Genomic DNA, 11,936 nt, shown 5'->3' with positions numbered 1-11,936 from the left:
ATACCAGATGCCGGATGCCAGATGCCAGATGCCGGATGCCGGATACTGGATACTGGATACTGGATACTGGATGCTGGATATCGGATACCAGATACTGGATGCTGGATGCTGGATGCTGGAGACTAGAGACTGAATGGCTGGAATTCCCCTCTTTGAGAGGGGAAGAAAATCATCCCGTGCAGACGGGAGGATTTTCAGGGGTGTGTAAAATAATCGTCCCGGTGGACTACCCTATTCCATGAACTGTCATCCCCGAATGTTTACAGGCTGACCAGAACCCCAAAACTGTCATCCCCGAATGCTGTCCGTTAAAAACGTACGGGCACAAGCTTAATCGGGGATCTTGTTACTTTATCAAGCGCAGAATGAAGTCCTGCTAAAACTTGTGCTCACATGATTTTAATGGATAAAAATGCGGGAATGACATATTTAAGTATCCATATGCCCATTGCAGATACAAATTTCCAACATTACCCATAGCTTTTAAAATAGTTAATATGTCAGAATTGACAATCCAATTACAACCCATCTTTACTAAAAGATTACCCCAATGGATTAATAATTTTTAATCGGTTTTAAATCTGTGAAAATCCGTGGCTAAGATTGTTTACAATCAACCCCTTGCAAGTTGGAAATTGCAATAAATCAGGTATTCACTTCTTCTTTGCTATCCTTTTCTTTTTGGGCAATAACGGGACGATTTCTCTTTCAAATAGTTTGTAAGACCTGGGCCCTACAAACACATTTTTTACATAACCATGACTATCAATAATAAAAGTAGTGGGAATGCCTCTTATGCCGCCGAAGGCTTTTGCCACATCATAACCGCCTATAAGGATCGGATAACTCATCTTCCACTTTTTGGCAAACTTTTTTATTCTCTGCGAGCTGCCGGAATCCAAAGCGATTGAAACCACTTGAAACGACTTATCCTTATAGGTCTCGTGCAATTTTACCAGGTCAGGTATCTCTACTTTACAAGGGCCACACCAGGTCGCCCAAAAATTTAATAAGATGACCTGGCCTGCAAAATCCGAGGAGGATACTTTATTGCCGTCTACATCGATCAAAGTGAACGGCGGCATTTTGACATCACCGGAGAAACAAACATCCTGATGAAAACAAATCAACAGAAAGAAAATTAGAATGAAACGTTTAGGGTTTTTCATAAGGGTCACCCATTAATTTGTAGCGCTGCTTACAGACAAAACCTTATCCATGGAGCCGATAAAGATTTCTGCTTCAATAAAGCCAACTTCTCTTAATTCTTTTAATTCGTTACCCCGGTTATCCATAAATATTAAAGTCGGCATTCCGGTTACTTGCAGTCCCTCCATGAAATCTCGAACTGTACTATTAGGTGCGGTACAATCCACTTTTACCATCGTAAATTTTGGTGTTAAATCAATAACATCTTGAACGGTAAATGTCTTTTGATCCATTTCTTTACATGGGGCACACCAATCCGCATAAAAATCGAAGAAAAGCGGTTTGCCTTCAACGAGTAAAGTATTTAAATCCTCATTACTATAAAAATGCCAGTCGATGTCTTGTGCCTTTTCTTGAATGGAATTGCCAGTAACATAAACGCCAAAAAGAATAGCGGCTGTTCCGATGAGCCATTTAATTCTCTTGAATCCTTTGGTATAATCCTGGGGCGAATCCAGAAATCCGAGCAATACTCCGCCGAAAATTATAAGTAATCCGAAAAAATATCCCTGCAGATCCGGGATATGTTTTGCCTGGGGAAGGAAAAAGTATAACGCGACTCCAACCAGCATGATGCCGAATATTTTCTTGATCCATACCATCCACATTCCGGACTTCGGCATTTTTTTGAGTAAAACCGAAAAATTTGCCAAAATCAAATAAGGCAAGCCCAGGCCCAAGCCCATAATAAAAAACAACAAGGTTCCTTCTGCTACAATGCCCAGCTTTGCGACCAATCCCACAAGTCCGATAATTACCCCGGCTGCACAAGGAGCTATTACGACACCGACGGTTAGGCCCATTAGAAAAGCGCCAACCGGGCCTTCTTGTGAATGGCCAAACTTATTTAATAATGAAGCCGGAACCTTTATTTCAAAAGCGCCAAACATGCTGGCAGCCATGGCCAAAATAATAACCGTAACAACAATCACAAACCAGGGATTTTGGAAAAGAAATCCCCACTGCTTTCCTGCAAGCCCGGACAATAAACCGAGCACCGCAAAAACAATGGCTATGCCAACCACGTACAGGACGGACTTGGAAATTGAGTCTCTTTTATTCTTATTTGACTGGGCGCTGAAATAACTAACGGTTATCGGAATTACCGGGTAAACGCAGGGTGTTAAATTAAGCGCTAATCCAAATAAAAAAAAAGCAGCCATAGCATAAAAGAAGCCTTTTTCCAATACTTTTTTAGCTTGTCTTTCCTGCCTTGTTAAAAACAGCTCATTTCTCTGATTTTTCCCAAATTCTTTTAGAGAGGCATAATCCGTAAAATATTCCTGGTTAACAGCGGAAGCTATTTCATTTTTACCGACAAGTTCTATTGAAATTTCAAATTCCTCCCGGGCGGGAAGATAACATATCTTGTCGTTACAGGCTTGATAATCAAGATAACCCTCGAGTGTTATTTTGCCGGGATTTAACTGATCGGAAAGTTCTACTTCCGTAATAATAGTAATTTGATGTTCATAAATGGATAAATCTGAAATTGCAAATTCGAATTTTTTAATTTCACCTTCGGGATAATAGACTTTCCCAAATGACACACCATCGGTAAGTTGATAAGAGACCAGGGTTGCTTTGTATGCTTCTTCTAATGGTTTATTCGAATTGATATGAAAACCCGCTTCAATATCGACGATTACCGCAATCTGAAATTCGCCCCCCGCTGGAATACGGTCGGATGAACTTACCGCTCTAACCGTTAAGGTTTGAGGCTGAAAAGCGTTACTTAAAGATGAAGCGCTCAGCGACAGCGACAAAGTAAAAACGAATATGTAAATAATTTTTCGATTCATTGTTCTGCAGTTAATTTGATCTGTTCATAGTTCATTTTTAGACAGGATAAACAGGATTATCTGGAAAAAAATCCAGTATATCTTGTTAATCCTGTCAAAAGGGAAATGATATTAGCCCCCAAAATCAAGATTTATTCATTTTAAACTCGATAAATTGATATTTTACAATCTCAATGATTTTCCCATCGTAAAAGAGCCTTCCGGTTATTTTGATTTTTTTCCCGATTAGATTTTTTTCATGCAATTCTTTTTGATATGGATTCGGATAAAAAGACCAAATCGTTCCATCCGAAACCCGGATGCCAATAATATGTCCGTATTCCGGACAGGTTGGTTTTACATCACGCAATTTAGCCATCTCTTCAATGATACAAACCAACTTCCCTTCCACATCCATAAGACTATTGTCTGTTTTAGGCTTATTTTGATTCACTTGAGCCATGAGAAATACTGGAAAGAAGCAAACCAATAGAACCAGAAGTGTAGATCGATAAAACATAATCTTCTTAATTTTGAACAAATTTTGAAGGATAAATAGAAGCCACATCTGATTCGACAATCTCGTAGCTTTCAATCTCAATAAAATTCGATTGATAATAAACCCAGCCGCTCACCCTAATTACCGAATCAACGAATTCTTCTTTTAGTTCAGCGCTTTTTTCGTTGGGTATAAAAGAATATACTTCTTTGTTTTCCGCCATGATTGCCGGTGAATGACCGTGTTTCGCGCAGAAATTTTCAGCATTTTGATATTGAGTATAATAACATCCGATACATTCGATATGTCCACTCAAGTTTTCAACATACGAAACGTCAAAATGGTTAACGGGTGTCATCATTTTATAGCCTTGAATTCCAAGAAACGCTGATACCATTACCGTTAGAACCGCTGCCACTGTTAATCTCGGCTGGTTGAAAAATCCGAAGAGAAAAGTCTCTTTTCGACTGTCTTTTGAAATTGCCTTTCGAATTTTTCTTTTGAGTTTACTCGGTGCTTCATGAGCATAAACGGACTCTTGAAACAAAAATTTCATTTCACTATCGGATTCAAAAGCTAATCTGCACAACTCACATTCAGAAAGATGAGCTTGAGTCTGATGCTCCAGATCATGCTCCAATTGTCCATCGATAAAAGATGAAATATGTGATTTAATTTCTTTACAGTTCATTATAAAATATCAGTAACAGGATTAATCCATTTTGTTTATAATTCTTTCGTCCATTTTCTGTTTATGATTAACTTAAAAAACCGGGAAAAAATTCCTATTTATTGTTTTATTTTTTCCATTCGCTCACTTTGTTTTTCTCTAAGAAACCCCTCTTTCTTTGCATAATCCAGAAGAGCCTTTTGTAAAAACTGTCGCCCACGCGATATCCTGGACATGACTGTTCCAATTGGAATATCGAGCATAATGCTAATTTCTTTGTAAGAAAAGCTTTCCAGATCACATAACAATACCGCAATTCTATAATTGGACGGCATTTGTTCAACCGCTGAAACCACCTCGTCGTTAAATATATTTTTATAATTATCTTTATTCTTAAGGAATTCCTGTAATTCTTCCGCTTCAGGTTCTGCTTCGATAGAAAATTCGACTTTTTCGAATTGAACAGACTTAGGCGTACGCAATTTTTTGTGATAGCGATTAATAAAAGTATTCATCAAGATCTTAAAAATCCAGGCCTTAAAGTTAGTACCCGGTTCAAACCTGGAAAAAAATTGGAAGGCTTTCAGGTAAGTGTCTTGAACAAGATCTTCGGAATCTTGTTTACTTTGCGTTAAACGTAGCGCGGTACTATATAAAGAATCAATATGCTCAAATGCAATTTCTTCAAATAAACCAGGGCGATCTTGAGCTAGTTGTTTAGAAGACATTCAGAATTGGGTAATTTCATCAATCCGGTTATTTAGAATTCCGCTCCTAAAGACCAATAGGAAGTTGGCTTATCGCTGGTTTCACTAAAGTTTGTTTTCCAGGCTAAATCGTAACGCAGTAAGAAAAATCCCAAATTTACTCTCATACCCATCCCAAAACCTGCAATGGGTGATCCCAGTTTTGGAAGTAAGCTACTACCATCATCCTTGGCAAAGAATCGAAAATTATTATTAGTCCACGCGGCGCCCATATCATAAAAAAGAGTTCCGCGGATGTTTGAGAAAAACAATGGCGGGACACCCAAAATAAAGTATCGCACAAACGGGAACCGGATTTCGAAATTGGTCAGGAAAAAACGCGTGCCAACTTGTTCATAATATTTTGATCCCCGTAACGGCAATTCAAATGATGAAAAATAAATATCATCCAAATCATCCACTCGCAACGTACCATTCTTAAAACTACGGTTAATCCAGTTATCCATTCCTCCTAAGAAGAAATGTTGCGCATTGTCTCCAAAAGAGGCGCCACCTGAAAAACGGGCAACAAAATTAGATTCTTCACCCATTTTGAAATATTTGCGATAATCAAAAGAAATCGTGCGAAAATCGAGGCTGTTTGCCCCAATACTGGGGCTGTATTGGAAAGATATCCTTGATCGTTGACCATTAGTTGGACCCGTATATCCCCAAAGTGCCGTATCTTTTACATAGGATAAACCGTAAACCATTACCCTCCGTTTATTGAGATCCAAACCTAAAGATATGTCCGTTCGATTTACGCCAAGATAAAGTATATTTAAGTCAATTCTACGATAGCGGTCGAAGGGTCGGGAGAAATAAAGATTGAATCCAAAATTGCGATCCCGAACAATACGGAAACCACTGGTTTGAAAAAAATATGTATAATGAAAAGCACCCACCCCAATATCTGTTCGTCGTGGCAAATAATAATAACCCAACTGGTAATCACTATTTCGTAAATCATAGAATAAATTCGTGTAAAGATCTAATCGATGGTTTCCCAATACATCTGACATAGAAAAAATGGCATTCCCCTGAACCCCAAAAAATTGACTATATCCAGCATTCCCATAAACGATGTCAGGTGAGAATGTTATTTTGTAATCATTGACTAAATATTCGCCGGAAACAGATTTAAAGGCCGTGGAGTCTTCAGGAAATATTTCTGCCAGTTTGGCCTTTTGCGGAATTATATTTCCTTGCTGAAAGCTTTTGTCGAAAACAAAATTCCGGTAACTTTCATTCGATAAATTATTGGCCGTCAATTCCTCTTCATCCAGTTTCCGATAATTCTCGAAAATAGTGGTAATTTCTCCGTTCTTCAATTTTTGAAGAAACCTGGTGTCCTCTAAAACAATCTCGTCAGGTTTAATACCACCAGGATTCTTAATCATATAAATATCATATCCGCCTTGATAAAATGAAGTAAAAACCAGGTTGTTCTTCACCCAATGGGGCTGGACCGCACCGGTGAGGATATTTGTTATTGGATACCTTTCGCCGGTTTCTAAATTGTGATAAAATAAATTGAATACACCGTTTTCATCACAAGAATAAACCAGGGCTTTACTATCGGGAGACCAGGTTGGATCCTTTTCCAAATATTCAGTTTGGGTTACCCTGTGGATTTCCTTGCTTTTGACATCCAGGTAATAAATATCATGGTTGTTATAATTGAATGTTTGAAAATCTACATTTATCCTGTCTTTCGGGTCTGTAAAAGGACCACGATCGCTGACAAAAGCAATCCGTTCCCCATCTGGGGACCATTGAGGCCTGAGGTCGCTAAAGGCATCTTTCGTTATATTTCTATAACGATTTGTAGTAATATTAAAAATATAAATATCGGTTGCCCCATTTTTAGAAGCGGTAAACGCTATTTCGTCTCCTTGTGGAGACCAGGTTGGAGAAAACAATTCATCAAATTCAAAATCATAAGTAGTCACAATTTTCTTCTTTTTAACATCTACGATATGTAAAACATCGAACTCGCCTTTTTTTGCGACAAAAGCCATTTTCTTAGAATCCGGTGACCATGTGATTCCGGGATTTAACCAATTTAATTCTTCCAGATCTACTGTTCTTTGGCCCTGAACCACTTTAGAAATCATTTTGCCATCGATTGCACTCATCAAAAAAATATCAAAATAATCATCCCTATCCGATAGAAAAGCGATCTTATCCCCCCGGGGAGACAAGGTCGGGGCATTATTTACAAAATTATTGGTTTTAGCATGATCTGTCATTTTTTTGGCAAATTCTTCCGGTTCCTGGCGATTCGCGATATCAGGCCAATATTCTGTTTTAACATACTTTTGAAATCTCTTGTTCAATTCTTCCATACCAATTCCGATGGATCTTTTTAACCCCCTCTCTACGCTTTTTGAAACTTTGATTTTTCCCATTATCTCGCTGATTTTTTCCGGTCCATATTTTTCAGCCAAATAATAAAAAACATACTGGCCTGCTTTGTAATTCAGAAATCCTCCAAATCCGGAGAGTGGAGGCAGGTATCCTGAAATTGCCGCATCTCGCATAAACATATCGCTTTCGGTATTCCAACGAGTACTGGCATATTCGGCAAATCCTTCGATCATCCAAAGGGGTAGTTGAAAACGCATCATCCCGTTAATAATAGATTGCATTCCAGCCCCATATAACATTTGCAGCATAACAGCATGTGCTAATTCATGATGGATAACGTGACGAAATTTTGAATAATCACCTTCAAAGGGCAATACGATTCTGTTTTTGAAAAATTCAGTGAAACCACCTACGGATTCTTCAGGAACTCCAAAAGAGACATTCGATTGTTCAAAATCATTGTGCCCCCGGTAAATGATTAGCGTGACTCTGTCCGCCAACTCATATCCTAAATCCGATTGCAATGAAATGTAGCTGGATTCGGAAACATCGGCAGTAAATTTCGCAATACTTTCACCACCTTCATAAAAATATATATTAAAATGTTTGGATTGAATATACTGCCAATTGAAATTTGTATATTGAACTTTATTCTTGCCAAACTGGGTAAAACCAGTTGATGTTGTAATGAATATAATAGCAACTAGGATGGAAACTTTCTTCATGATTGTTACTCCTGACTATAAATTGGATTCATCCTTCCATCTGTTAATTCTCCAAATGCCGGACGAAAGATTTTTCCTAAAGCTAAAAACAGCTGTCCCATTTATTCGCAAACCTTCATCATTAGAAAATAAAGTTAAATTAAACGTTTTTGTGATTTCAGCAGTAGATTCTTGAACCGATTCATATATGGTTGTGTTCCAAACCAAATCAATAACATTAAAGCTACGGTAAAGTTTTCCGGTTGTTTTTAGATCCAAATCACGACCCCAGGAAACGAATTGACCTGTAGTTCCGATATTGGGATCGAAGTAATAAAATATAAAAGAACTGTCCAACAATTCACTATAAATTAACGAATCTTTAAAAATATAGGCATAACGAAAATTTGTGAGCACATCATCCGGGGTTTCCTGGTTCGTTATGATTAAATCCGTCGGTTGAGATTGCTCTTTTAGTTCCGGCGCAAACGGATTTAAACAAGAGCAGAAAAAAACACAACTGCAAAACAGGAATATAAAAAATATTGTTTTTGATTTTTGTTGCTGCAACCGTTCCAACCTAAAATATAATTATCCAAGCAGATAAATATCCATAAGAATGAATTCTGATCTTTGATTTTTCCGCTTCATTTCGCGTTTTGTACAAGCCTGCAAAAACCCGCCAATAGCCATCATAAAACCGAACATTGAGTGTTACATTTAATCGTTCTTTTTTCAAATCAGACAAATAATTATCAGCATTTTTTTTACTACTAAAAGAAGCTATTTGAACGCCAAACCCATTTTCCAAATTTGGAAATGAATTTGATTTGTTTTTCCCTCCACTGCGGGCAACATCAGGAGAATATCCGCTCATTGAATCCGAGTTAGAAAATTCATCCTGTAGAATATCAATCGGTTCATTGAAAATTTTCATTGAGTACTTCAATTCATTTTCAAATTGCTTTTCATCGGTTGCTTTTGAGTTTGAATAACGGGGAGCAGATGCACATCCAATCAAAATAAAACCGGTTGAAAAGAAAAAGATTATCCTGATCAACATCTTAATATACTTTATTTATTTCAGTACCGCGATAATAATGTCTTAAAATTTGATCGTAAATATAACCGGTTTTGGCCATGCCAATCGCGCCCCATTGGCACATACCAACTCCATGACCATTTCCAGCTCCAATGAGTGTAATTTCTTTTTTTGATTCTCCATTTCTGGCTTTTTTTATTTTAAAAAGATTACTACGAAGAACCAGGTTATTTTTCGTTCGCAATACATTTCGTATTGAATTAGAACTTATATTTAGCGAAGGTTGTTCTCCGGCAAAAAATACAGTTAAAGCTTTAACTCGACCGGATGGGAATCTATTTGAAATTTCAACTGTTTTTAGTTCATCTGAAAATTTAGGATTTCTTCCTGCCGGAATGGTTGATTTTAGTGATGCAAATATGTCGGATAATAAAAAAAATTCAGTCCACCTGTAATTGGGTGACTCAGAACAAAAATCTCCATCACCGAAATTATCGGCCACTCCTTTTAAATAAGGAGTGTTCGGTAAAGCAAATATGTTTTCCCCGGATTCCGTTCGTCCCCCACATGTAGAATGATAATAACAATCAATTAATTCATTTTCAAAAACGATAACTTCGCCTTTCGTTCCAGTCACTGCTAAGTTGATCCACTTGTTAGAATTTCTAACAATCCCGGAATAAACCTGGTCTGTTACATCTGCCCGAACATCATATGATTTGTTGTTCTCTTTTCGATTATTTATTTTTGCCAACCCATAAGTTCTTGCAGCAATTGCCTGGGCTTTTAAAGCCTCAAATTCTAACTTTCCCAGCGAGCCCATTTCCCGCAAAACAACTCCTTTTAGATAGGACTCCAAATCAACTTTATTTATGATGCTAATATTATTTCCTGTAACCGACAATTGAATTGATCCCGGGTATAAATTGTTTGAATACTTGAAATATTGATTCGAATTAACTGCTTGAAAAACAATTTTATTGCTAACAAAAAATGTTTCTCCATCAAAGTATGAATCGCCGTTCGTTTCCGTGTTTGCAACTTGAAAATTGATAGGTTTATTCCTAGGGAAATCAAATTCACCTCTATAATCAGATTTTATTTGGAATTTCCCCAAAAAGGATAGTTGGACATTTTTTTGCTCTCCCAACAACACGTCGATTGTTGGTATATTGGTACCATTTGGTTTGGGAGTTAAACCGGCACAATGGATTTGAAATAGGATTAAGCCAAATCCAATAACAATTTGAAAATATCTGATCAAGTTAATTGATACCAAATTTGTAGATTTTATTAATCCAAACTGCAATTTTTTCATTTTCCCTTTTGGCGGGAAGAAACCTGGTTTTATAAGCAGCTTGAATTGCAGAATTCTCACATTTTTTACTTAATGTAGAGTTTTTAATAATTTGAACATTGGTTACGACACCATCTTTCTCAACAAACAACGCCAGCTCAATTACACCCTGGACACCACTTTTTTTTTCACTAACAGGATATTCCGGGAAAACCTCTGCAATCGGTCGTGGAGGCGTTACTCCACCGGTACTTATACCAAGGGGCTCTATCGGCGGTAAAGGTAAATCATCCAGTTCTGTTTCTTCAATGGTTAGATCTTCAGGAATAGTTGGTTCATCCGATGGAATAGGGACTTTGGGACGTGGTGGAATGGGTCTTTTTATGTCTTGTCGAGTTATCGGAATCTCATCAATGATATAAAATTCAACATCGGCTATCTCCGGTATATCCTCAATTCGGGAATCCCAATGTTTGTTAAACTGGAAAATTATTACGATTAAAGCAATACTTGCAATCAAACATTTATGAAAGAGTTGATTCAAGTAGATGTTTTCATTTTCTCGTTGACTAGGTGAGCGGGATGCGATACGAAAAGGATAAAAATCTTTGAATGTTTTTCGCCATTTAATCATAAAATAAAATAAATAAAATCAAATTACTCATTATATTAAGACCGTTTTGGAAAATTACAACTCCAATATAATCATTAAGTTCAATTTGGCATTTGGGTTCCCGGTAATATTAATATCATTCATTAAAATTAAACGTAACTTTCAAGAAACTTGAAGTTTCTCATATAAAATTAGGTTCGTCGCTTTTACGAATCTCTGCCACTATTCAGCCAGCTTTTAGCTGTTGGCCTTAGCTTCTGAGTGAGATTGTTACTCATTTTTTGTTCACTATTTAACTGATCCATAATCACTTAACCATCTTTTGTTGGGATTAAATATATCTCTTCGATGATGATTAATTGAGTTTCCAATCAAATGATGAACCTAAAGCAATTTCTAAAAACCGTTTGAAATCTATTTGACTGTTTCGGCTACAACCCTCGGCAATTTTTGATGGTTTGGATACAGCCGAACGACAGATTTGACTTCTTAACCCGTATTTTTTCTTCAACAGGAAGCCTTTCTGCCAATCCCGAAGCGTCGGGATGCCAATAGCTGAATAATTACCATACCATTAAACAATATAAATAAACAAAAGGCGACGCAATGAAATCGCGCCGCCTTATAGATCACAAATTTTTGATGATTAATTTATTAACGACTTTCTTTCAATTTAAATATTACCGGAATACTCACACGAACTTTTACCGGTTTATCTCTTTGAAGAGCAGGCTTCCATCTTGTTTGCTTTATGGCAAACATTGCGGCTTCATCGCAACCATTGTTACCAAGCGATTTCAGAACTTGTGTATCAATAACAATACCTCTTTTATCAATTATGGCTTGAATGATAACGGTCCCTTCAACGCCGGCTCTTCTTGCAATATCAGGATATGTCAGATTTTTATGGATAGCTGCAAAACCGCCTATTGGTACTGGTTCCGTATCATAAGCAACAAAAATGATGTCTTCTTCTTCCTTTTGAGGCGGCGGAGGCGGCGGTGG

At 37.3% G+C, this 11,936-nt stretch carries 11 protein-coding genes and 1 pseudogene; all 12 read right to left on the bottom strand.

Annotated features, from left to right (window positions below; all coding sequences use genetic code 11):
- Window positions 1-653: 653 nt before the first annotated feature.
- Window positions 654-1,169, bottom strand: a complete 516-nt coding sequence (locus tag IIC38_17730; GenBank protein ID MCH8127771.1) for a TlpA family protein disulfide reductase — start codon at window positions 1,167-1,169, stop codon at window positions 654-656.
- Window positions 1,170-1,181: 12 nt separating this feature from the next.
- Window positions 1,182-3,011: a thioredoxin fold domain-containing protein gene (locus tag IIC38_17725; protein MCH8127770.1), complete on the bottom strand. Its 1,830-nt coding sequence runs from the start codon at window positions 3,009-3,011 to the stop codon at window positions 1,182-1,184.
- A 124-nt stretch (window positions 3,012-3,135) separates the two neighbouring features.
- On the bottom strand, window positions 3,136-3,510 hold the full coding sequence (locus IIC38_17720) for a hypothetical protein (protein ID MCH8127769.1): 375 nt from the start codon (window positions 3,508-3,510) through the stop codon (window positions 3,136-3,138).
- A gap of 7 nt (window positions 3,511-3,517) precedes the next feature.
- On the bottom strand, window positions 3,518-4,180 hold the full coding sequence (locus IIC38_17715; GenBank protein ID MCH8127768.1) for a zf-HC2 domain-containing protein: 663 nt from the start codon (window positions 4,178-4,180) through the stop codon (window positions 3,518-3,520).
- A 98-nt stretch (window positions 4,181-4,278) separates the two neighbouring features.
- Complete coding sequence (locus tag IIC38_17710) at window positions 4,279-4,887, bottom strand: sigma-70 family RNA polymerase sigma factor (GenBank protein MCH8127767.1); 609 nt, start codon at window positions 4,885-4,887, stop codon at window positions 4,279-4,281.
- Between the two features lie 32 nt (window positions 4,888-4,919).
- Entirely contained in the window at window positions 4,920-8,000 is a 3,081-nt protein-coding gene (locus IIC38_17705; protein ID MCH8127766.1) for a PD40 domain-containing protein, read from the bottom strand.
- A gap of 15 nt (window positions 8,001-8,015) precedes the next feature.
- Entirely contained in the window at window positions 8,016-8,549 is a 534-nt protein-coding gene (locus IIC38_17700; protein MCH8127765.1) for a hypothetical protein, read from the bottom strand.
- A 10-nt stretch (window positions 8,550-8,559) separates the two neighbouring features.
- The gene (locus tag IIC38_17695; protein MCH8127764.1) at window positions 8,560-8,916 is read right to left on the bottom strand and encodes an SPOR domain-containing protein; all 357 of its coding nucleotides are present in this window, start codon (window positions 8,914-8,916) and stop codon (window positions 8,560-8,562) included.
- Between the two features lie 127 nt (window positions 8,917-9,043).
- Entirely contained in the window at window positions 9,044-10,339 is a 1,296-nt protein-coding gene (locus tag IIC38_17690; GenBank protein ID MCH8127763.1) for a SpoIID/LytB domain-containing protein, read from the bottom strand.
- Window positions 10,287-10,952: a TonB family protein gene (locus IIC38_17685; GenBank protein MCH8127762.1), complete on the bottom strand. Its 666-nt coding sequence runs from the start codon at window positions 10,950-10,952 to the stop codon at window positions 10,287-10,289. Before IIC38_17685 ends, IIC38_17690 begins: the two co-directional genes overlap by 53 nt.
- A gap of 290 nt (window positions 10,953-11,242) precedes the next feature.
- Window positions 11,243-11,484: pseudogene (locus tag IIC38_17680) on the bottom strand (four helix bundle protein).
- Between the two features lie 101 nt (window positions 11,485-11,585).
- Window positions 11,586-11,936 (bottom strand): energy transducer TonB (locus IIC38_17675; GenBank protein ID MCH8127761.1); only part of this gene is annotated, 351 nt, incomplete at its 5' end.

The organism is candidate division KSB1 bacterium (assembly GCA_022566355.1).
Taxonomy (GTDB): Bacteria; Zhuqueibacterota; JdFR-76; order JdFR-76; family DREG01; genus JADFJB01.
Note: the sequence above shows the minus strand (reverse complement) of the source record. Positions and strands in the feature narration are given on the sequence as shown.

Coding starts and splice junctions, on each gene's coding strand:
- IIC38_17730 (MCH8127771.1), bottom strand. CDS start 1,169: ATGAAAAACCCTAAACGTTTCATTCTAATTTTCTTTCTGTTGATTTGT.
- IIC38_17725 (MCH8127770.1), bottom strand. CDS start 3,011: ATGAATCGAAAAATTATTTACATATTCGTTTTTACTTTGTCGCTGTCG.
- IIC38_17720 (MCH8127769.1), bottom strand. CDS start 3,510: ATGTTTTATCGATCTACACTTCTGGTTCTATTGGTTTGCTTCTTTCCA.
- IIC38_17715 (MCH8127768.1), bottom strand. CDS start 4,180: ATGAACTGTAAAGAAATTAAATCACATATTTCATCTTTTATCGATGGA.
- IIC38_17710 (MCH8127767.1), bottom strand. CDS start 4,887: ATGTCTTCTAAACAACTAGCTCAAGATCGCCCTGGTTTATTTGAAGAA.
- IIC38_17705 (MCH8127766.1), bottom strand. CDS start 8,000: ATGAAGAAAGTTTCCATCCTAGTTGCTATTATATTCATTACAACATCA.
- IIC38_17695 (MCH8127764.1), bottom strand. CDS start 8,916: ATGAAAATTTTCAATGAACCGATTGATATTCTACAGGATGAATTTTCT.
- IIC38_17690 (MCH8127763.1), bottom strand. CDS start 10,339: ATGAAAAAATTGCAGTTTGGATTAATAAAATCTACAAATTTGGTATCA.
- IIC38_17685 (MCH8127762.1), bottom strand. CDS start 10,952: ATGATTAAATGGCGAAAAACATTCAAAGATTTTTATCCTTTTCGTATC.